Source organism: Solwaraspora sp. WMMA2080, from assembly GCF_027497395.1.
Classification (GTDB): domain Bacteria; phylum Actinomycetota; class Actinomycetes; order Mycobacteriales; family Micromonosporaceae; genus Micromonospora_E.
The window spans coordinates 1-21,472 of record NZ_CP114910.1 but is presented as its reverse complement, the minus strand read 5'-3'; the positions used below and the strand labels follow the sequence as shown (position 1 = coordinate 21,472).

Genomic DNA, 21,472 nt, shown 5'->3' with positions numbered 1-21,472 from the left:
CGTAACGTCCCCGCGTGGGTCGGTGCCGGCCGGCACCCGACCCACGCGGGGACGTCAGCCCCGGTCGGCCCGGTCGGCCCGCTTGCGCCGTTCGTTGAAGTCCCGCATCCGCTGCGGGTAGCCGACCAGCGCCACGTCGTAGATCGGGATGGCCATCTTGTGCGCGAAGCGACGGGCGGTTTCCGGACCGTCGACCCGCCGACGGGTCCACTCACCGTCGTACGCGATGAGCATCACCGTCGTCTCGGTAACCGTGGTCCGAGGCTCGATGAACGCCTCGACCCCGCGGCGGCTGCGGACGAACTCCTCGAGATGGTCGAGATCAGCCCGGTTCGCCGGCCGTCCTCCCGGTGCCCCGCTCGACTGCTTGCGCCGACGAAACCACGCCACCGGCGTTCCCCTCCCCCAGCTGACAAAGACCGCGCGGGTGCCGGCCGGGCGGCCTGGTGCGGTCGGGCCGGGCCCGGCTGTCCGACGCCCGCGCGCATAGACGGACAGGGCAAGCCTACGTTGCGACCACGTGTCCTTGGGCACCTCGTTGAGCGTTCAGACACTACAAGTGACAAGATGACCGGGGAAAGTCTGCCCGTTCCATGGGACGACGCAGGGGACGGCCCTCCTGTGCAGCGACGTGACCTGGGAGTGAACTGTGAGTGAGCCGAACGGCGGGACCTTCGACCTGGTCATCCTCGGCGGCGGTAGTGGAGGCTACGCGGCTGCCCTGCGCGCCGTACAACTCGATCTGTCGGTAGCCCTGATCGAGAAGGACAAGGTCGGTGGCACCTGCCTGCACCGTGGCTGCATCCCCACCAAGGCGCTGCTGCACGCCGCCGAAGTGGCCGACAACGCACGCGAGTCCGAGCAGTTCGGTGTCAAGGCGGACCTGGTCGGCATCGACATGGCCGGGGTGAACAGTTACAAGGACGGCGTGGTCGGCCGGCTGTACAAGGGCCTGCAGGGCATGATCAAGTCTTCGAAGATCACCTACGTGGCGGGCACCGGCCGGCTGGTCGGCCCGGACACCGTCGAGGTCGACGGAGCCCGGTACACCGGCCGCAACGTGATCCTGGCCACCGGGTCCTACTCGCGGAGCCTGCCCGGCATCGAGGTCGACGGCGAGCGGATTCTGACCAGCGAGCACGCGCTGGAGCTGGACCGGGTGCCGTCGTCGGCGATCGTGCTCGGCGGCGGGGTGATCGGTGTCGAGTTCGCCAGCGTCTGGCGCTCCTTCGGCGTCGACGTGACCATCGTCGAGGCGCTGCCCCGGCTGGTCGCCGCCGAGGACGAGGAGTCGTCCAAGGCACTGGAGCGGGCATTCCGCAAGCGCGGCATCGGGTTCAAGACCGGCAAGCCGTTCGAGAAGGTCGAACGCACCGAGTCCGGCGTCCGGATGACGATCGCCGGCGGTGAGACCCTGGAGGCCGAGCTGCTGCTGGTCGCCGTCGGGCGTGGGCCGGTCACCGCCGACCTCGGATACGAGGAGCAGGGTCTGAAGATGGACCGTGGCTTCGTGCTGACCGACGAGCGGCTGCGGACCAATCTGCCGAACGTCTACGCCGTGGGCGACATCGTACCCGGCCTGCAGCTGGCCCACCGCGGTTTCCAGCAGGGCATCTTCGTCGCCGAGGAGATCGCCGGCCGCAGCCCGGCGGTGGTCGACGAGAGCGGTATCCCCCGGGTCACCTACTCGGACCCGGAGCTCGCCTCGGTCGGGCTGACCGAGGCGAAGGCCAAGGAGCAGTACGGGGCCGACAAGGTCAAGACCTACAACTACAACCTCGGCGGCAACGGCAAGAGCCAGATCCTCAAGACCACCGGCTTCGTCAAGCTCGTCCGGGTCGTCGACGGCCCGGTCGTGGGACTGCACCTGGTCGGTGCCCGGGTCGGCGAGCTGATCGGCGAGGCACAGTTGATCTACAACTGGGAGGCCGACCCGGCCGACGTCGCACCACTCGTACACGCCCACCCGACCCAGGGCGAGGCGCTGGGCGAGGCCCACCTGGCCCTGGCCGGCAAGCCGCTGCACGCACACGCCTGACTAGAGGAGTCTTGTAGATATGCCGGTATCGGTCACCATGCCCCGGCTCGGCGAGAGCGTCACCGAGGGCACCGTCACCCGCTGGTTGAAGCAGGAAGGCGACCGGGTCGAGGTCGACGAACCGCTGCTGGAGGTCTCCACCGACAAGGTCGACACCGAGATCCCGTCGCCTGCGGCCGGGGTGCTCACCCGGATCGTGGTGAGCGAGGACGAGACCGCCGAGGTGGGCAGCGAACTCGCGGTCATCTCCGGTGGTCAGGAGGACGACGGGCAGCAGGACGACGGTGGGCGGACCGCCCCCGCTGCGAGCGCGCCGCAGGAACAGCCTGCGGAGCCGGAGCCGGCCGCAGCGCCGGAGCCGGCCCAGCCGGCGGACGGCCCGCCGCCGACGTCTGGTGGCGACGCCACTGCGGTCCGGATGCCGGCTCTCGGCGAAAGCGTCACCGAGGGCACCGTAACCCGCTGGCTCAAGCAGGTCGGTGACGCCGTGGAGGTCGACGAACCGCTGCTGGAGGTCTCCACCGACAAGGTCGACACTGAGATCCCGTCGCCGGTCGCGGGGACGCTGCTGGAGATCAAGGTGCCGGAGGACGACACCGCCGACGTCGGTGCCGAACTGGCACTGGTCGGCAGCCCCGGCGGGGCCTCGGCTCCGGCGGCACCGGAGCCGGCCGCCGCACCGGAGCCGGCCACCGCGCCGCAGGCCGACCCCGCCCAGCCGCAGCCGGCGGCACAATCGGAGCCGGCCGCTCCCGCGCCGGCCCAGCCGGGTGCCTCGTACGCCAGCCCGGCCCCGGCCACCGAGTCCGCCTCGCCAGCGCAGGCCGCACCGCCGGCACCGCCGGCACAGCAGACCGCTCCAGCGGCCCCACCGGCCAGCGCCAACGGTGCCGGCGGTTACGTCACCCCGCTGGTCCGCAAGCTCGCCGCCGAGCAGGGGGTCGACCTGGCCTCGGTGCGCGGCACCGGGGTCGGCGGGCGGATCCGCAAACAGGACGTGCTGACCGCGGCCGAACAGGCGCGGGCCGCAGCCGAGCGGGCCAAGGCCGAACAGGCCAAGCCGGCGGCACCGGCTACGGCACCGACGGCGGCCAAGGCGCAACCCAGCCCGCTGCGGGGCCGGACCGAGAAGATGAGCCGGACCCGGACGGTCATCGCCAAGCGGATGCACGAGTCCCTGCAGAGCTCGGCCCAACTGACCACGGTCGTCGAGGTCGACGTGACCAAGATCGCCCGGTTGCGGGCCCGGGTCAAGGGCGACTTCCAGGCCAAGCACGGCGTCAAACTGTCGTTCCTGCCGTTCTTCGCGCTGGCGGCGGTGGAGGCACTGCGCACCTACCCGGTGGTCAACGCCTCCATCGACATGCAGGCCGGCACGATCACCTACCCCGACGGGGAGCACCTCGGCGTAGCGGTGGACACCGAGCGGGGTCTGCTGGTGCCGGTGATCCGCGACGCTGGCGATCTCAACCTCGGTGGGCTGGCGCGGCGGATCGCCGACGTGGCGGAGCGGACCCGGACCAACAAGATCGGGCCCGACGAGTTGTCCGGTGCCACCTTCACGCTGACCAACACCGGCAGCCGTGGGGCGCTGTTCGACACCCCGATCGTGCCGTTGCCGCAGGCCGCCATCCTCGGCACCGGAGCGGTGGTGAAACGCGCCGCGGTGGTCGACGACCCGGAGCTCGGCGAGATCATCGCACCCCGGTCGATGGTCTTCCTGGCGCTGTCCTACGACCACCGGCTGGTCGACGGCGCGGACGCCGCCCGGTTCCTCAGCGCGGTCAAGGAGCGGCTGGAGGCCGGCGCGTTCGAAGGCGAGCTCGGCCTGTCCTGACGGCGTTCCACGACAGAGCGACCCCGGTTGCCGTAGCGGTGGGTGCCGGCCGATCCCGGCCGGCACCCACCCGCCGTTTTGCACCCAATGGCGGTGGTCCGCAGCCGGCACCACCGCGATCAGCGAAGATGTCCGCATGCGCATCCTGTTGGCCGGCGCGTCCGGCTTCCTCGGCACCAGACTGACCGACCACCTGCACAGCTGCGGACACGAGACCGTACAACTGGTCCGCCGGCCGGCGCGCGGGCCGGCGGAGTTCAGCTGGTCGCCGTCGGCCGGGCAGCTCGACCCGGCGGTGTTCACCGGCATCGACGCGGTGATCAACCTGGCCGGTGCCGGGGTCGGCGACAAACGCTGGACCGACGGCTACAAGGCGTTGATCCGGTCCAGCCGGGTGGACAGCACCACCACGCTGGCCACCGCGATGTCCGGTCTCGCGGCAGCGGACCGGCCGGCGGTGCTGCTGAACTCGTCAGCGGTCGGCTGGTACGGCGACACCGGCGACCAGCCGGTCGAGGAGAACGCCCCGGCCGGTGAGGGTTTCCTGGCCGACGTGGCGCGGGTCTGGGAGGCGTCCACCGGGCCGGCCGAGAACGCCGGCGTACGGGTGGTCCGGCTACGCACCGGTCTGCCGTTGCACCGTGACGGCGGCCTGCTCAAGCCGCAGCTGCTGCCGTTCCGGCTCGGGCTGGGCGGCAAGCTCGGCAGTGGGCGGCAGTGGGTGCCGTGGATCGCCATGCAGGACTGGCTGCGGGCGGTGACCTTCCTGCTCGATCACGATGACATCTCCGGCCCGGTCAACGTGGTCGGGCCGGCGCCGGTGACCAACGCGGCGTTCGGCAAGGCGCTCGGGTCGGCGGTGCACCGACCGGCGGTGCTGCCGGTCCCCGCGTTCGCGTTGCACGTGGCGCTGGGCGAGTTCGCCACCGAGGCGCTGCGCTCCTCCCGGGTGTTGCCCGGGGCGCTGACCGAGGCCGGGTTCACCTACCGGTACCCGGACCTGCCGGACGCGCTGCACGCCGCCCTGACGCAGGGGTGACCCCGCGCCGGGTGGCGTCCAGACCGGTCAGGGCAGCGCCGGGAGCAGGTCGGTGCCGATGGCCGTGATCAGGTCGCCGGTGGCAGCCGGACCGGCGCCCTCGACCATCAGCACCAGCCGGTGGGCGCCGATGGTCGCCGCGCTGGCGGCAAGCCGCGCGGCGCACTCGGCCGCGCTGCCCAGTGGGTGGATTCGCAGCAGGTGCTCGGCGTAGGCGTCGAGGTCCCGGTGGGCCGGCGCCGAGCCGTCGATCCGGACGTACTCGCGGGTGGTGGCCAGCCACGGTGGCAGGGTCCGGCGGAGCACCCGCTCGGCGGCGGCCCGGGAGTCGGCGAGCCCGATCAGATGCACCGAGGCGTGCGGCACGATGGCCGGGTCGTGCCCGTTGGCGGCGGCGACGTCCGCGTACCGGGCCAGCGTGGCGGCCTTCGCCGCGTCGTCGTCGTGCACCCCGAGCAGCAGGGCAAGTCCGCGGCTGGCGGCGAGGTCGACCGTCGCCGGCGAGGTCGCCGCAATCCAGATCGGCATCGGGCGGGCCGGTCGCGGCACCACCGGCACATCGCGGAACGTGAAGAACTGACCGTCGGCGCCGACCGTCGCCGCGCCGGAGAGCCAGCGGCTCAGCAGATCCAGCGATTCGGCGAAGCCGTCCCGGTACCGGTCCAGGCCGGTGCCGTAGACCTCCAGGTCCACCCAGGGGCCGCCACGGGCGACCCCGAGCCGGAACCGGCCGGCGGAGACCGTGTCAAGCAGGACTGCTTCCTCGGCGAGCGCGACCGGATGCCGGTTGGACAGCACGGCCGCCGCGGTGCCGACGGCGATCCGACGGGTGGCGCCGAGCAGGTAGCCGGCCAGGGTGGTGGCGGACGGGCACTGCCCGTACGAGACGAAGTGGTGTTCGGCAAGCCACACGCCGCCGAGGCCGGCTGCCTCGGCGGCGCGCGCGTAGCCGACGGTGGCCGGCAGACCATGTGCCGCCAGCAGGAACAGGTCCACCGCTGGCTGGTTCAGGTCGCCGGCCGCCGTCGAGATGGTCGGCTCAGCAGTCACGCAGCTCGGGTGACTGGTTGCGCAGCTGGGCCACCGGGGAGATGAACTCCTGATAGGTCTCGCCGCCGACGGCGGACAGTTTGAAGGCGGCCACCCGGTGGCAGTTCTGGAAGGCGAACTTGACGCCGAAGTGCCGCTCCAGGCCGCCCCGGATCGCGTCGCTGGCCAGCGCCCGCAGCAGTTGGCCACGCTCGGCCTCGCTGGGTGGCGGCACCGCGTGGTCGGCGAACTCGGCCGTGCCACCCTGGGCCTCGGTGGCCACCTGGGACACCACCGACCAGGCGTACGGCAGGGACTGGCGTACGCAGTCGACGAATTCGGCGTCGTCGACCCGGCCGGATTCGGCCCGCTCCAGCAGGGCGGCAGGTACGTCGAGGGACATGCTTTCTCCTCACGCTACGGTCAGCGGACCAGCAGGTCTGGTCCGAGTACGAACTCCGGGTCGACCTGGTCGGCGAGGTTCTCGCCGACCCGGTCGTTGGCCCAGGCGGCGGCGTTGCGTAGGTGGAACTCCACCGCCTGCCGGGTGTAGTTGGCCCAGTCCTTGCCACAAGCATCGACGGTTGTGCGCATCATGTCCAGAGCGTCACGGTTCGCCGGCTCCATCGCGGTGATCGGCTGGTGCCGGCCCCGCTCGGCCGCCTTGACGAAGGCCGACCGCCCGATCCAGGTCAGCAGATCCGCGCCGACGTGCTCGCGCAGGAAGTCCACGTCCGACTCGTCGTCGATCTTGTTGCCGACGACGTGCACCCGGACGCCGTAGTCGCGGGCGTAGCCGACGTACTGCCGGTAGACCCCGACGCTGCGCACCGTGGGCTCGCAGACCAGGAAGGTGGCGTCGAACCGGGTGAACAGCCCGGAGGCGAACGAGTCGGCCCCGGCGGTCATGTCGACGACCACGTACTCACCGGCACCGTCGACCAGGTGGTTGAGCAGCAGTTCCACCGCGCCGACCTTGGAGTGGTAGCAGGCGACGCCGAGATCGTCGGTGGCGAACGGCCCGGTGACGGCGAGCCGGATACCAGCCACCTCGCGGACCAGCGCGTCGTAGATCGGGTTGGCCCCGGCGACGGTGAGCAGCCGCGAGCCTCGCCCGGGCGGGGTGGTCTTGACCATCGCTGCGGCCGAGCCGATCCGGGGATTGTCGCCGCGCAGATACTCCTTGATGTCGGCCAGGTGGTCGCCCAACGCCGGTAGCAGCACCGCCTCGTCGTCGCTGGCGCCGAGGGCCGCGGCGAGATGCTGGTTGATGTCGGCGTCGACCGCGAGCAGCGGCGGCGGGCCGTCGTCGGGGCCGACCGGGGTGGCTGCGAGGTGGCGGGCGAACAGGGCCGCCAGGGTGGTCTTGCCACTGCCACCCTTACCGACAAAACAGATCTTCACCGTGGATCTCTCCCAAACAACTCAACAGGTACGCGTACATTGGAAGTCATTTCCAATAACTTCGTCAAGCCTAGGTACGGCACGGGCGTGTCGGGCGAAATTGGTACTCTCCGCCGGTGCCGACCGCTCCGTCCCCACTGCCCGACAGCGCCGCGACCACCCGGCCGGTGACCAGCGGCCGGTTGAGGGGCCGGGCCGGCGGCCCGGCCCGCTGGCGCGCCGACCTGGTCGTCGCGGTGGTCGCGGTGGTCCTCGCCGGCTGGGTCACCAGCGGGCTGTGGGCCGGTCCGGACAGCCGGGCGATCACCGTCAACTCCAGCGACCAGGCGCTGTTCGAGTGGCTGCTCGGCTACGGCGCCTACGCGCTGACCCACGGCGAGAACCCGCTGTTCACGTACCTGCTCAACGCCCCCGACGGGGTGAATCTCGCGGTCAACACCTCGATCACCGTGTACGCGGTGCTGTTCGCGCCGCTGACCTTCCTGATCGGGCCACCGGCGACATTCCTGGTGATCCTCACCCTCAACCTGGCCGGCACCGGCTTCACCTGGTACTGGCTGCTGTCCCGGCTACCCACCGGCGACGACGGCGCTCCGTTCGTGCCGTCCCGGCTGGCGGCCGCCGTCGGCGGACTGTTCTGCGGCTTCGCGCCGGCCATGGTGTCGCACGCCAACGCCCACCTGAACTGGACCGCCGGCTGGCTGGTGCCGATCATCGTCTGGCGGGTCCTCGCGCTGCGTGGGCGCCCCGGGGCCCGGCCGCTGGGCCGGGGCGGCTGGGTGCGCAACGGCCTGATCCTCGGCGTAGCCGTCGCGGCGGCCTTCTCGATCGCCGCCGAGGGCCTGTTCTTCACCGCCCTGGCCTGCGGCGTGTTCCTCGGCGTCTGGGCGCTGGACCGCAGCCGCGCCGCCGAGGTCCGCGACGCGCTCCCCCGACTGCTGCGCGGCCTGGCGCTCACCGCGGTCGTGGCGACCGCACTGTTGGCGTACCCGTTGTGGTTGCACTTCTTCGGCCCGCAGGTGTTCCACGGCACCGGTTTCGACGCCCGGGTGCACAGCGAGGACCTCCTCGCCTACGGGGCGTTCCCGGAACGCTCGCTGGCCGGTGTCGCCGGGCTGGGCACCGGGCTGGCGCCGAACGAGACCGAGGAGAACAGCTTCTTCGGCGTACCGCTGCTGATGTTGACCGTCGGCTGCCTGGTGCTGCTCTGGCGGGCCGCCGATCCCGGTCGGCGAGCGACGCTGCGGGCCCTCGCCGTCACCGCCGCCGTGTTCGCGGTGCTCTCCCTCGGCCCCCGGCTGAAGATCGGCGGGACGATCACCGACATCCCGCTGCCGTACGCCCCGCTGGCCGGCGCTCCGGTGTTCAACGCCGCGCTGCCGGCCCGGCTGGCCATGGTGGTCACCCCGGTCATCGGCATCCTGCTGGCGCTGACGCTGAGCCTGCTGCTCACCCGTCGGGCCGGCGGGCAGGCGCGGTACGGCCGGTGGTGGGCCGCGGCGTTCGTCGCGGCGCTGCTGCCGCTGACCCCGGCCAGTCTGCTCACCATCGAACGGGAGCCGATCCCGGACTTCATCACCTCGGGTGCCTGGCGTGACCACGTCAGCCAGGGCAGGGTGCTCGCCCCGGTACCGTTCACCCTCGATGTGCTACCCGACGGTCAACGTTGGCAGGCGTACGCGTTCGCGCACCGGCAGGGCGAGTTCGCCATCCCGTCCGGCTTCTTCCTCGGCCCCGGCGGACCGGACGGCCGGGGCCGGATCGGACCGGTCCCCCGGGCCACCGACGGGCTGCTGCACGAGGTCGCCCGCACCGGCGTGGTGCCGCCGATCACCGACGCCGACCGGGCCGCCGCCCGCGCCGACCTGCGGTACTGGGATGCCGAGGCGGTGGTGCTCGCCGACCGGGTGCACGGGGCGAAGTTCCCGGTCGACGCCGAGGCGCTGCTGACCGCGACCACCGAACTGCTCGGCCCGCCGCAGCGGGTCACCGACGTCTGGCTCTGGCCGGCGCCGGAGGGCGGCTGGTGAGCCGGACCACGGACCGACCCGACCGACCGGTAGCGGACTAGGCTGGACGACGTGACCAGCATCATTTCCCGCCTGCGCGGGGTCCGAGCCGGCGTCGTCGACTACCAGACCGCCTGGGCGGAGCAGCGTCGACTGCACGCCGCCGTGGTCGCCGGCGAGGAGCCGGACACCGTGCTCCTGCTGGAGCACCCGAGTGTCTACACGGCTGGCAAGCGCACCGAGCCGTGGGACCGCCCGGTCGACGGCACCCCGGTGGTGGACGTCGACCGGGGCGGCAAGATCACCTGGCACGGCCCGGGGCAGTTGGTCGGCTACCCCATCGTCCGGTTGTCGGAGCCGATCGACGTGGTCGCCTACGTACGCCGGGTCGAGCAACTGCTGATCGACGTCTGCGCCGAATTCGGGCTGGCCGCCACCCGCCTCGACGGGCCGAACCACAGCGGGGTCTGGGTGCCGGCCGACGACCGTGGACCGGCCCGCAAGGTGGCGGCGATCGGCATCCGGGTCGCCCGCGGGGTCACCCAGCACGGTTTCGCGATCAACTGCGACCCGGACCTGACGGCGTATGACCGGATCGTGCCGTGCGGTCTGCGCGACGTCGGTGTCACCTCGCTGAGCGCCGAGCTCGGCCGGCCGGTGACCGTCGCCGAGGTGCTGCCGGTCGTCGAGCGCCACCTGCCCACGCTCGGCTGAGCCGACCGCTCTCGGGTCCGCCGGCCGATCGATGCCTCGGGTGAGCCAACTCACCCGGTGAGCGGTGGCCGCACGGTCGCCTGGCCGCCCGAGCGGGCACCGGCCGGCGTAGGCTGGCAAGGGTGACCATTGCTCCGGAGGGACGACGCCTGCTGCGCCTGGAGGTCCGCAACGCCGAGACCCCGATCGAGCGCAAACCCCCGTGGATCAAGGTCAAGGCCAGGATGGGGCCGGAGTTCACCGAGCTGCGCGGGCTGGTGCAACGGGAAGGGTTGCACACCGTCTGTCAGGAGGCCGGCTGCCCCAACATCTACGAGTGTTGGGAGGACCGGGAAGCCACCTTCCTCATCGGTGGGGACCAGTGCACCCGGCGCTGCGACTTCTGTCAGATCGACACCGGCAAACCGGCCGAGTTCGACGCCGACGAGCCCCGCCGGGTCGGCGAGTCGGTCGCGGCGATGGGTCTGCGCTACGCCACGGTCACCGGGGTGGCCCGCGACGACCTGCCCGACGGGGGTGCCTGGCTGTACGCCGAGACCGTCCGGCAGATTCACGCGCTGCAGCCCGGCTGCGGCGTCGAGTTGCTGATCCCGGATTTCAACGGCGACGCCGGCCAGCTCGACGAGGTGTTCGCCGCCCGACCGGAGGTGCTCGCTCACAACGTCGAGACGGTGCCCCGGATCTTCAAGCGGATCCGGCCGGCCTTCCGGTACGAGCGCTCGCTCGACGTGCTCACCCGGGCCCGCACGGCCGGCCTGGTGGCCAAGTCCAACCTGATCCTCGGCCTCGGCGAGGAGCGCTCCGAGGTGTCGCAGGCGCTGCGCGATCTGCACGCCGCCGGGTGCGAGCTGATCACCATCACCCAGTATCTGCGCCCGACGCCACGGCATCACCCGGTGCAGCGCTGGGTCAAGCCGGAGGAGTTCGTCGAGCTGCGCGAGGAGGCCGAGCGGATCGGCTTCTCCGGGGTGATGAGCGGCCCGCTGGTGCGTTCGTCGTACCGCGCCGGCCGGCTCTACCAGCAGGCGCTGCGCCAGCGCGAGGCCCAGCCGCTGGCCGGCTGACCGCCCGGTGAACGGCTTCGCCCCCGGCAACTAGACTGCCTCGCATGGCGAAACCCCAGGAGAAGGTGTCGTTCGGCCAGCGGCTGAAGCAGATCGGCATGGTGTTCTCGTTCACCGCCAAGCGCGACAAGTGGTTCGTCCCGCTGGCGGTGGCCGCCGTCGTGCTGCCGCTGGCGATCACCGTGCCGGTGACGCTGAAGCTGGGGTGGATGTGGCTGCCGGTCGGCATCCTGGTGGCGCTGCTCGCCGTACTGATCGTGCTGAACCTGCGGTCCAACACGGCGATGATGAACGTCGCCGAGGGCCAGCCGGGTGCGGCGGCCTCGCTGCTGGAGAACATGCGCGGTGACTGGCGGGTGACGCCGGCGGTCAGTTCGACCACCCAGATGGACATGGTCCATCTGGTGATCGGGCGGCCCGGGGTGATCCTGCTCGCCGAGGGCAACCCGCAGCGGGTCCGGGGGTTGCTCGGTCAGGAGAAGCGGCGGCTGGCGAAGGTGATCGGCAGTGCGCCGCTGTACGACTACGTGATCGGCACCGACGAGGGCGAGTTGTCGATCCGCAGGATGCGTACGACGCTGATGCGCTTGCCGCGCAACCTGACCGGCAAGGACGTCAACGCGTTGGACAAGCGGCTGACCGCGTTGTCGGCCCGGCCGCAGTTACCCAAGGGCGCCATTCCGAAGAACATGCGACCGCCGAAGGGCGCTTTCCGGCAGACCCGGGGCCGCTGACCGCCGGTCGCCGCAATGACGGCGCGGTGCGGTGGGCCGGGCGGTGCGGTGGGCCGGGCCGGGCGGTTGCGGTCGTGGGTCAGCTGGGGACGGCGACGACGACCGAGCCGGCGGCCCGGTCGTGCAGGCCGCGTCGCCGCTCGTCCATCACCAGCGGCGGGATCACCAGGGCCAGCAGCAGTCCGCGCAGCAGTGCCCGGGGTACGCCGATCCGGCCGCCGTCGGCGGCCGAGACACACCGGATCCGGGCCAGCCACATTCCCGGGGTCTGGGCGAACAGCCCGAGGAAGATGCCGTACTCGGCGATCAGCACGACTACCGGTGGCCAGCCGGACCGGGCCGGGTCGGCAAACAGGCTGGAGATAAGCACACAGAGTAGCCAGTCAATCACTAGGGCACCGGTGCGGCGAAGCAGGCTGGACACCTTGGCACCCGACCCCGCCGGACCGTCCGTCGCCCCACCCGCAGCCGCATTTGCGCTAGCCGCCACGCTGCTCCCCCTTCCGATACCCACGAACGGCCAGACTAGCCTGGGCCATCTGCCGTATCCTGCGGGGGACGATTGGTCGGGATCACGCTCCGCAGGGGACGTAACACGGCGGAAACATTAGAGACACGGTGGGGCAACTCCGCGGCCATAGCGTCGCGACCAGCATAGCCATCAGTGCGACGTGCCAGGAGGACGTGTGTTCGCCAATCCCGAGGAACTACTGCGGTACCTCAAAGACGAGGGCGTGAAATTCGTCGACGTACGCTTCTGTGACCTGCCCGGCGTGATGCAGCACTTCAACTTGCCGGTCGAGTCGGTCGACGAGGACATTTTCACCACCGGCCTCGCCTTCGACGGGTCTTCGATCCGTGGTTTCCAGGCGATCCACGAGTCGGACATGCTGCTGCTGCCGGATGTCGCCACCGCATTCATCGACCCGTTCCGGATCGAGAAGACGCTGGCGCTCAACTTCTTCATCCACGACCCGTTCACCCGGGAGGCGTACTCCCGGGACCCGCGTAACGTGGCCAAGAAGGCGGAGGCCTACCTGGCGGCGAGCGGCATCGCCGACACCGCCTACTTCGGACCCGAGGCGGAGTTCTACATCTTCGACTCGATCCGCCACGAGACCTCCGCGAACCAGGCCTACTACTACATCGACTCGATCGAGGGCTGGTGGAACAGCGGTCGCGAGGAAGAGGGCGGCAACCGCGGGTACAAGACCAACTACAAGGGCGGCTACTTCCCGGTGCCGCCGGTCGACCACTACGCCGACCTGCGTGACAAGATCGTCCGCAAGCTGATCGACACCGGCTTCACCGTGGAGCGGTCGCACCACGAGGTCGGCACCGCCGGCCAGGCCGAGATCAACTACAAGTTCTCCACCCTGCTGCACGCCGGCGACCAGCTGCAGCTGTTCAAGTACATCGTCAAGAACACCGCCTGGGCCAGCGGCAAGACCGCGACCTTCATGCCGAAGCCGCTGTTCGGCGACAACGGCTCCGGCATGCACACCCACCAGAGCCTCTGGCTCAACGGCGAGCCGCTGTTCTACGACGAGACCGGCTACGCCGGCCTGTCGGACACCGCCCGCTGGTACATCGGCGGTCTGCTGCACCACGCGCCGTCGCTGCTGGCCTTCACCAACCCGACGGTCAACTCCTACCGTCGACTGGTGCCGGGCTTCGAAGCACCGGTCAACCTGGTGTACTCGCAGCGCAACCGGTCCGCCTGTACCCGGATCCCGGTCACCGGCAGCAACGCCAAGGCCAAGCGGGTCGAGTTCCGGGTGCCGGATCCGTCGGCGAACGTCTACCTGGCCTTCTCCGCCATGCTGATGGCCGGCCTGGACGGCATCAAGAGCAAGATCGAGCCGCCGACGCCGATCGACAAGGACCTGTACGACCTGCCGCCGGAGGAGTGGGGCAACGTCAAGCAGGTGCCGGGTTCGCTGCCGGCCGTGCTGGACTCGCTGGAGGCCGACCACGACTTCCTGCTCGAGGGTGGGGTCTTCACGCCGGACCTCATCTCCACCTGGGTCGACTGGAAGCGGTCCAACGAGGTCGACCCGGTCCGCCTGCGGCCGACCCCGCACGAGTTCGCGATGTACTTCGACTGCTGATTCCGGCCGCGCCGGTCCAGCAGTGGGCGACGGCGGTGGGGGCGGGCCTCGGCTCGCCCCCACCGCCGTTTCGTTGCCCGGACCTCCTCCAGCCGCCCGTCAGCTCGCCCCGGGGCGCCGGGCGGACCGGACCGCCCGCACCACCAGCACCACGATCAGGGCGCACATGGCGACCGTGCCCGGCGCCTTGGTGAGCGCGGCGACCCCCGTGCCGTCCGGCAGGACCAGGAAACCGGCGACCGCCACCGGCACCAGAAACCACCCGGTGCGGTACGCGGCACCGGCCAGCAGCGCCAACGGCCAGCTGAGGTACCACGGGTAGACGACCGGCGCGGCAAGCACCGTGGCGGCCAACGCCAGCCCCGCCCCGAACACCACGGTCCCCCGGTCCCAGGTCTGCGGTGGGCCGACGGAGTCCGCCACCGGCACGGCACGACTGTCCGGGCCCCGCCAGCCGGCCAACGGTCCACCGCCACGCCACACCCGCCACCACAGCCACATCAGGAAGCCGGCGAGCAGCGCCAGGCCCACCGCGCGGGCCGGCCCGACCGCGTCCAGTCGCACCCCGAACAGCCGCCCCAGGTAGTCGATCAGCAGCCCGACGGCGGTCGGCGGCGAAATCCACTGCCGCGAGTCGCCGCTGTGGGTCAGCCCGTCCACCCAGCCCAGGCCGAGCCCGGACAGCACGGTGGTGGCTGTGACCGCGCCGACCACCCCCGCCACCACCAGCGCCCCGGCCCGCACCAGGGCGGCCGGGCGGCGCGGCCCGGCCACCGCGAGTGCCGCCGCGAACGGCACCACCACCAGCGCGGTCGCCTTCACCGCGACGGCCAGCCCGAGCAGCAGCCCGCCGGCGACGGCCGCCATCGCGGGCCGGCGGGCCGATCCGGCGGCGATCACCCACAGCGCCGCGACCAGCAGGCCGACCATCAACGCGTCGTTGTGCGCCCCCGACACCAGGTGGATGAGCACCACCGGGCAGCCGACGGTCAACCACAGCGCCCGGCCGGCCGGCAGGCCGCACCTGGCGGCCAGGCCGGGCAGCGCAACCGCCACCAGCACCAGCCCGGCCACGGCGGTCAACCGCAACGCCAGCAGGGCGCCGGTCAGGCCGGCACCGACCGCCACCGCCAGCCCGGCGAGCCAGACGAACAGCGGCCCGTACGGGGCCGGGGTGTCGCGCCACAGCGGGGCGACCGCGTCGACCCAGGGACAGCCCTGCCCGGTCACCCCGGCGTACGGGTCGCCGCCGTCGCGCAGGATCCAGCCCTGGCAGGCGTACGAGTAGGCATCCCGGCTGCCCAGCGGCGGTGCCACCAGCAGCGGCACCACCCAGAGGCCGACGGTGGTCAACGCCCACTGTACCGACGGCACGCCGTGCTGGGCCGACCACCAGGCCCACGTCATCGCGCCGGTGCCGGCGGCCCAGGCGAGCACGCTGAGCACGCCGGTTCCGCTGGTGAAGACCGCCCAGCCGGCGGCCGGTGGTTCGGGCAGCGCGCCGCCCAGGCCGGCGGCGACCGCGAGGGCGACCGCGCCGGCCAGGCCGACGTAGCGGATGAGGTGGTACCGCGTCCCGGGCTCGCCGCAGCGGTCAGGCACCGAGGACCCGCTCCGCCGCGGCCCGGCAGCGGCGGGCGGTCCGCAGGTAGTCGTCTAGGAACTGGCCGGGGTCGGTGCCGCCGAGCAACCGGACCACCCCGGCCAGCTCGGCACCGTGCCGGGGCAGCTGGTCGGTGGCCCGGCCCCGGACCAGCATCAACGCGTCGCGGACCCGGGAGGCGAGGACCCAACCGTCGCGCAGCGCGGTCGCGTCGGCCCGGTCGACCAGGTCGGCGTCACGGGCCGCAGCCAGCGCGACCAGGGTACGGGTGTCACGCAGCGCCGGCACCGCGTGCCCGTGCCGCAGCTGGGTCAGCTGCACCGCCCATTCGACGTCGGCGAGCCCGCCCCGGCCGAGCTTGGTATGGGTGGCCGGGTCGGCGCCGCGCGGCAGTCGTTCGGTCTCCACCCGGGCCTTGATCCGGCGGATCTCGACGACCTGCTCCCGGCTCAACCCGCCGGCCGGGTAGCGGACCGGGTCGGCGACGGCGACGAACTCCTCGCCCAGCGACGGGTCGCCGCAGACGAACCGGGCCCGCAGCAGCGCCTGCGCCTCCCACACCTTCGCCCACCGGGCGTAGTACTGGGCGTACGCCGCGAGGCTGCGCACCAGCGGCCCCTGCCGGCCCTCGGGGCGCAGGTCGGCGTCCACCCCGAGCGGCGGGTCGGGGGCCGGCATGCCGAGCAGTCGGCGCAGCTCCTCGGCGACCGCGCGGGCGGCCGCGCTGGCCTCGTCGTCGGCGAGGCCGGGCGGCGGGTCGTAGACGAAGAGCACGTCGGCGTCGGAGGAGTAGCTCATCTCGTACCCGCCGAGGCGGCCCATGCCGATGATCGCGAACCGCAGACCGCCCGGCGGCGGCACGGTCTCGACCGCGACCCGCAGCGCGGCGGCGAGCGTGGCGTCGGCCACGGCGGACAGCCCGGCACCGACGGCGGCCACTTCGAGCCGGCCCCGGGCCTCCCGGGCCGGGGCCAGAGCGCCGGCCCGGTTGAGCACGTCGGCGCAGGCCAGCCGGAGCAGTTCGCGGCGGCGCAGGGCCCGCACGGCGCGGACCGCCTGGACCGGATCCGGCGGCTCGCCGCCACCGCTGCCGAGGTGGCGGGCCGCGGCGGCGTCGAAGCCGGTGCGCAGCACCGCCGCGTCGCGCGGGGTGAGCTCGGCGTCGGACGCCAGCATCCGCAGCGCCTCGGGCTCGCGGGCCAGCAGGTCGGCTGCGTACCGGGACAGCCCGAGAGTGCGGGCGAGCCGGCCGGCTACCAGGCCTTCGTCGCGCAGCAGCCGCAGATACCAGGGGGTGCTGCCGAGCTTGTCGGACACCTGCCGGTAGCTCAGCAGCCCTCGGTCCGGCTGGGGGGCGTCGGCGAACTCCTGCAGCAGCACCGGTAGCAACGTGCGCTGGATGGCGGCGGTCCGGGAGACGCCGCCGGTGAGGGCCTCCAGGTGCCGCAGCGCCCCGGCCGGGTCGGCGAAGCCCAGCACCTCGAGCCGACGCCGGGCGGCCTGCGGGGTCATCCGCAGCGACTCGGCCGGCACCCGGGCGACGGATTCGAGCAGCGGCCGGTAGAGCAGTTTGGCATGCAGGCGGCGTACCTCGGTGGCGTGACTGACCCAGTCGGCCCGGAACGCCTCGACGACGTCGGTTTCGGGGGTCGAGGCGTAGCCGAGGGCCTGGGCGAGCCAGCGCAGCGCCACCGGGTCGGCCGGCACGGTGTGGGTACGGCGCAGCCCCTGCAGTTGCAGCCGGTGCTCGACACCGCGCAGGAACCGGTAGCCACGCAGCAACGCCTCGCCGTCGGCGCGGCCGACGTACCCGCCGGCGACCAGGGCCCGCAGGGTGGGCAGCGTGCCGGGGGCCCGCAGCGTCTCGTCGACCCGACCATGCACCAGCTGCAGCAGCTGGACGGCGAACTCGATGTCGCGCAGCCCGCCGGGGCCGCGTTTGATCTCGCGTTCCAGCTCGCGGGGCGGGACGTTCTCGATGATCCGGCGGCGCATGGCCCGCACGTCCTCGACCGCCTCCGGACGCTCGGCGGCGTGCCAGACCAGCGGCGACAGCAGCCGAATCCACTCCTGCGCGAGGTCACGGTCGCCGGCCGCCGGCCGGGCCTTGAGTAACGCCTGGAACTCCCAGGTCCGGGCCCACCGCTGGTAGTAGGCGAGGTGGCTGGCGAGGGTACGGACCAACGGCCCCCGGTTGCCTTCCGGGCGCAGTGCGGCGTCCACCGGCCAGGCCACCAACCCGCAGATGTGGATCAACCGGGTGGCGACGGTGGTGGCGACCGTCAGGTCGGCGTCGTCGGCGGCGACGAAGATCACGTCCACGTCGGAGACGTAGTTCAGCTCGTCGCCGCCGCACTTGCCCATCGCCACCACGGCGAGGCCGGGCGGATCGCTGCCGTCGGGCAGCTCGGCGACGGCGATGGCGTACGCGGCGGACAGGGTCGCGTCGGCCAGCGCGGACAACGCCGCCATGGTCTGTTCGAGACACCGCCCGCCGGTCAGGTCGGCCGCCGCGATCCGCAGTAGGGCCAACCGGTACGCCCGGCGCAGCGCGGTGACTGCCGCCGCGCCGACCAGCGGGGTCGACGCGGCGTCGGCATCGGTGATGGCCGGGGCGACGTCGAGGACACCGTCGGCGGCGGGGGCCACTCCGTTCTCGGTGGCGAGCACCGACCACTGGTCCGGGTTGGCGACCAGATGGTCGCCGAGACTGGACGAGGCACCGAGGACGGCGATCAGCCGCCGACGTAGCCCCGGGTCGGCGTGCAGGGCGTCGAGCACCGGCGACCCGCCGGCACCGGCGCCACCGGTGCCGTTGCCGGTGTCGTCGTTGCCGGTGGCGGCGTCGCGCCGCTGCGCCTCGACGAGCCGGTGCAGCTGACGCAGCGCCAGATCGGGGTCGGCGGCCCGGGACAGCGCGGTCAACAGTTCGGCGGCCGGCGGGTCGACCGGCTGCTGCGCCTGCACCTGCCACAACCCGAGCCCGTCGGGGCCGAGCAGGTCGGCGGCCCGGACGGTGTCTGTACCGCTGACGTCGAAGCCGTACCGGGCGAGCCGGCCGGTGGCACTGGTCGGTCTGGTCATCGGGGGCCTAACTGCCGAGCAGCGGAAGGGTCCGGGGGATGTCCGAGTCGGGCAGCTGGCCGAGGGCGAGCGCGGCGAACCGGACGGCGAACGGTTGCCAGACCTCCTCGATGTCACCGAGCACCTCGACGCAGGCGTCGACGACCACGTCGGCGGGCAGGCGCAGCTCGGTCAGGATGGTGGACCCAGCCGCCCAGGTGCTGACCATGTCCCGGTCGCACTCGATGTGGAACTGCAGCCCCCAGGCCCGGTCACCGAGGCGGAATGCCTGGTGGGGGTAGTGCGTGGAGGCGGCGAGCAGCACCGCGCCGTGGGGCAGCTCGGTGATCTCGTCGACGTGCCACTGCAGCACGTCGGGTGCGAGGGGCACAAACCGGAACAGCGGGTCGGTGGCGGCGGCGTCGCGCTTGCCGACCAGCGCGGGCCCGATCTCCGGGCCGGCGGCGCTGCGTTCGACGGTGCCGGCGTGCGCGGTGGCGAGCAGGTGGGCACCGAGCCCGATGCCGAGGGTCGGGATCCGGTGGCGGACGGCCTTGCGCAGCAGCCCTTCGACCGCAGGCAGCCAGCTGGCGGCCGGGTCCGGACCGACTGCGGACGGACGGCCACCGAGGACGATCACCGCCGGTCGGTCGGCCAGGTCGGCCGGGACCGGGTCGTCGGCGTACGGGCGGCACACCTCGATCGGCAGGCCGGCTTCGGCGAGCCACTCCCCCAGCCGTCGCAGGTCGTCGGTCGGGTCGTTCTCGATCACCAGAGCGCTGCCCACGTGTCGAGGCTATCCAATCGGCCGGGGCGGTGACCGTAGGTGGTGCCTGCGTGCTCGCGGTTGCGTACTCGTAAAATCTGCTCGCTCGGACCGGGACCAGATCTGCTCGCTCGGACCGGGAACCTCGCGTAGTCTCGCGCCGGTGACCGACCCGCGACCGGCCGACCGCCGAGGTGGCGAGCCGCGTTCCCCAGCGGCTGAGCCGGTCCGACCTGGCGCTCCGACGCTGCACCCGCCCGCGCTGCGACCCGGTGACGAGGTCCGGATCGTGGCCCCGGGTGGGCCGGTCGCAGCGGAGCCGGTCGAGCGGGGGATGGCCGTGCTGGCTGCCTGGGGCCTGCGGCCCCGGTTGGGCCGGCACGCGCTGGGCCGGCACGGTTTCCTGGCCGGCACCGACCGGCAGCGGGCCGCCGATCTCGCCGAGGCGTTCGCCGATCCGGCGGTACGGGGCGTCGTCTGCGCCCGGGGCGGCTACGGCACCCAGCGGGTGGTGGACCTGCTGGACATGGCGGCGGTACGCCGGGATCCGAAGGTGGTCTGCGGCTACTCGGACATCACCGCGCTGCACCTGGCGCTGTGGCGGGGTGCCCGGTTGGCGACGCTGCACGGGCCGGTGGCGGCATGGGACGACGAGCGGACCCCGGCGGTGTCCGCCGGGTCGCTGCGCCGGGCGCTGATGGAGCCGGTGCCGACGGTGCTCACCCGGTCGCCGGACGAGGCCGGCGCGGCGGTGCTGGTGCCGGGTCGGGCCGACGGCACCCTGCTCGGCGGCAACCTGACCGTGCTCGCGGCCTCGGTGGGCACCGCCGACCTGCCGGACCTGACCGGGGCGATCCTGCTGATCGAGGAGATCGGTGAGCCGCCGTACCGGGTGGACCGGCTGCTCACCCAGCTGCGCCGGGCCGGTGCGCTGGAGCACCTGGCCGGGGTCGCGGTCGGCCAGTTCACCGACTGTGCCGACCGGCACGGGGTGGACGTCGCGCAGGTGCTGGGCGAGCGGCTGGGCGACCTCGGTGTACCGGTGCTCGGTGGGCTGCCGCTCGGGCACGGGCAGACCCCACGCACCGTCGGCCTCGGCGTACCAGCCACCCTCGACGCCGCCGCCGGCACCCTCACGGTCTCCCCCGCCGTGCGCTGACCTGAGCTGGCCGGACTCTCAGCCCACTGACAGCTTCGGCACGGGTTGCGTTGAGGGCGGCCGGGCACCGTCGGTCAGGTCATCGCACCACACCGAGACGACATCCGGAGGTCGACTTGTCCAGAAGGATCACGAGGAAGCGGGCGCTCGCCGGCCTGGCTGCGGCGGGCGTGCTCAGCGTCGGGATCGCGGCGCCGACCATCGCCTTCGCGCAGGAGGGCGCCGAGCCGAGTGCAAGTGCCAGCGCCGACGGATCGACCGGCGAGGAGCGCCGGGCGGCGAAGACGACCGAGTTGGCTGAGGCGCTGGCCGCGGAACTCGGCGTCTCCGCCGACGACGTCACCGCCGCCCTGGAGAAGGTCCGTGAGGAGCGGGCCGGCGACCGGCCCGAACGCGGAGATCGGCCGGAGGGGACGGCCGACCGGCAGGCCGCGCTGCAGGAGCGGCTCGACGCGGCGGTCGCCGATGGGAAGCTCACCCGGGCCGAGGCCGACGCGGCGCTCAAGGCGTACGAGGAAGGGGTGCTCGCCGGCCCCGGACGCGGCGGTGGTCCGGGCCGTGGCGGCCCGATGGGCGGTACGGACGAGGAGCCGAACGCCGCCGAGTCGCCGGACGGCACCTGACCCGATCCCGCCCCCGAAAGGTCCTGGCGCCGGAACGCCCTTCGCGGGGTTGCTCCGGCGCCAGGATCGTCTTCGCGCCGGCCGGCGGCGGCCGGGGACGACGAGCCGGCTCAGGCGATGCAGGCGCAGACGATCAGGGCGGCGCCGAAGTGCGACGCGGCGCTGACCCGGGCGGCGGGGTGCGGCTCGTCGGAGCAGACCACCGCGCCGAGCCGGCCGGGGGTCAGCCAGTCGAGCACGGCGAAGGCCAACGCCATGATGCCGAGCCCGATCAGTCCG

The 21,472-nt window shown here is 72.7% G+C and carries 19 protein-coding genes; 10 read left to right on the top strand and 9 right to left on the bottom strand.

The features are described from left to right. Positions 1-54: 54 nt before the first annotated feature. Positions 55-390, bottom strand: a complete 336-nt coding sequence (locus tag O7543_RS00095; protein WP_281550771.1) for a hypothetical protein — start codon at positions 388-390, stop codon at positions 55-57. Between the two features lie 259 nt (positions 391-649). Here O7543_RS00095 and lpdA point away from each other — a divergent pair, with 259 nt between their 5' ends. From lpdA to O7543_RS00080, 3 genes are all read left to right on the top strand, one after another. Further along, a complete protein-coding gene (gene lpdA, locus O7543_RS00090; protein WP_281550772.1) occupies positions 650-2,038 on the top strand; it encodes a dihydrolipoyl dehydrogenase in 1,389 nt (462 codons plus the stop codon). A 19-nt stretch (positions 2,039-2,057) separates the two neighbouring features. Beyond that, entirely contained in the window at positions 2,058-3,875 is a 1,818-nt protein-coding gene (sucB, locus tag O7543_RS00085) for a 2-oxoglutarate dehydrogenase, E2 component, dihydrolipoamide succinyltransferase (RefSeq protein ID WP_281550773.1), read from the top strand. Positions 3,876-4,011: 136 nt separating this feature from the next. Beyond that, complete coding sequence (locus tag O7543_RS00080; protein ID WP_281550774.1) at positions 4,012-4,914, top strand: TIGR01777 family oxidoreductase; 903 nt, start codon at positions 4,012-4,014, stop codon at positions 4,912-4,914. 27 nt (positions 4,915-4,941) lie between these two features. On the opposite strand, the gene O7543_RS00075 is transcribed toward O7543_RS00080, so the two are convergent. Genes O7543_RS00075 through O7543_RS00065 form a run of 3 tightly spaced genes read right to left on the bottom strand, consistent with a single transcriptional unit; the run spans position 4,942 to position 7,347 of the window. Beyond that, positions 4,942-5,964 carry an LLM class flavin-dependent oxidoreductase gene (locus tag O7543_RS00075; RefSeq protein ID WP_281550775.1) on the bottom strand — a complete coding sequence of 341 codons (1,023 nt, stop codon included), beginning with the start codon at positions 5,962-5,964 and terminating at the stop codon, positions 4,942-4,944. Beyond that, complete coding sequence (locus O7543_RS00070; RefSeq protein WP_281550776.1) at positions 5,954-6,346, bottom strand: SCO5389 family protein; 393 nt, start codon at positions 6,344-6,346, stop codon at positions 5,954-5,956. Before O7543_RS00070 ends, O7543_RS00075 begins: the two co-directional genes overlap by 11 nt. 20 nt (positions 6,347-6,366) lie before the next feature. Beyond that, on the bottom strand, positions 6,367-7,347 hold the full coding sequence (locus O7543_RS00065) for an ATP-binding protein (RefSeq protein ID WP_281550777.1): 981 nt from the start codon (positions 7,345-7,347) through the stop codon (positions 6,367-6,369). 167 nt (positions 7,348-7,514) lie between these two features. Here O7543_RS00065 and O7543_RS00060 point away from each other — a divergent pair, with 167 nt between their 5' ends. From O7543_RS00060 to O7543_RS00045, 4 genes are all read left to right on the top strand, one after another. After that, positions 7,515-9,377: a DUF2079 domain-containing protein gene (locus O7543_RS00060; RefSeq protein ID WP_281555643.1), complete on the top strand. Its 1,863-nt coding sequence runs from the start codon at positions 7,515-7,517 to the stop codon at positions 9,375-9,377. Positions 9,378-9,428: 51 nt separating this feature from the next. Further along, positions 9,429-10,070, top strand: a complete 642-nt coding sequence (gene lipB / locus O7543_RS00055) for a lipoyl(octanoyl) transferase LipB (protein WP_281550778.1) — start codon at positions 9,429-9,431, stop codon at positions 10,068-10,070. A 122-nt stretch (positions 10,071-10,192) separates the two neighbouring features. Then, positions 10,193-11,134 (top strand): lipoyl synthase, encoded by a 942-nt coding sequence (gene lipA, locus O7543_RS00050; protein WP_281550779.1) that lies wholly within the window; start codon positions 10,193-10,195, stop codon positions 11,132-11,134. Between the two features lie 44 nt (positions 11,135-11,178). Beyond that, positions 11,179-11,868: a DUF4191 domain-containing protein gene (locus O7543_RS00045; protein ID WP_281550780.1), complete on the top strand. Its 690-nt coding sequence runs from the start codon at positions 11,179-11,181 to the stop codon at positions 11,866-11,868. A gap of 79 nt (positions 11,869-11,947) precedes the next feature. Here the strand turns inward: O7543_RS00045 and O7543_RS00040 are convergent, their stop codons facing one another. After that, entirely contained in the window at positions 11,948-12,292 is a 345-nt protein-coding gene (locus O7543_RS00040) for an RDD family protein (protein ID WP_281550781.1), read from the bottom strand. Between the two features lie 262 nt (positions 12,293-12,554). On the opposite strand from O7543_RS00040, the gene glnA reads away from it, so the two are divergent. Next, positions 12,555-13,979: a type I glutamate--ammonia ligase gene (gene glnA, locus O7543_RS00035; protein ID WP_281550782.1), complete on the top strand. Its 1,425-nt coding sequence runs from the start codon at positions 12,555-12,557 to the stop codon at positions 13,977-13,979. 99 nt (positions 13,980-14,078) lie between these two features. Here the strand turns inward: glnA and mptB are convergent, their stop codons facing one another. The 3 genes from mptB to O7543_RS00020 are packed head-to-tail and all read right to left on the bottom strand — an operon-like array spanning position 14,079 to position 19,432. After that, complete coding sequence (mptB, locus tag O7543_RS00030; protein ID WP_281550783.1) at positions 14,079-15,581, bottom strand: polyprenol phosphomannose-dependent alpha 1,6 mannosyltransferase MptB; 1,503 nt, start codon at positions 15,579-15,581, stop codon at positions 14,079-14,081. Next, complete coding sequence (locus tag O7543_RS00025) at positions 15,574-18,666, bottom strand: bifunctional [glutamine synthetase] adenylyltransferase/[glutamine synthetase]-adenylyl-L-tyrosine phosphorylase (protein ID WP_281550784.1); 3,093 nt, start codon at positions 18,664-18,666, stop codon at positions 15,574-15,576. Before O7543_RS00025 ends, mptB begins: the two co-directional genes overlap by 8 nt. A 7-nt stretch (positions 18,667-18,673) precedes the next feature. After that, positions 18,674-19,432: a type 1 glutamine amidotransferase gene (locus O7543_RS00020; protein ID WP_281550785.1), complete on the bottom strand. Its 759-nt coding sequence runs from the start codon at positions 19,430-19,432 to the stop codon at positions 18,674-18,676. A 226-nt stretch (positions 19,433-19,658) separates the two neighbouring features. Between O7543_RS00020 and O7543_RS00015 the strand changes: the two genes are divergently transcribed. Together O7543_RS00015 and O7543_RS00010 are read left to right on the top strand one after the other, a co-directional pair. Further along, complete coding sequence (locus O7543_RS00015) at positions 19,659-20,570, top strand: LD-carboxypeptidase (protein ID WP_281555644.1); 912 nt, start codon at positions 19,659-19,661, stop codon at positions 20,568-20,570. A gap of 116 nt (positions 20,571-20,686) precedes the next feature. After that, complete coding sequence (locus O7543_RS00010) at positions 20,687-21,193, top strand: hypothetical protein (RefSeq protein WP_281550786.1); 507 nt, start codon at positions 20,687-20,689, stop codon at positions 21,191-21,193. Between the two features lie 110 nt (positions 21,194-21,303). Here the strand turns inward: O7543_RS00010 and O7543_RS00005 are convergent. Then, positions 21,304-21,472 (bottom strand): DUF350 domain-containing protein (locus O7543_RS00005; protein WP_281567512.1); only part of this gene is annotated, 169 nt, incomplete at its 5' end.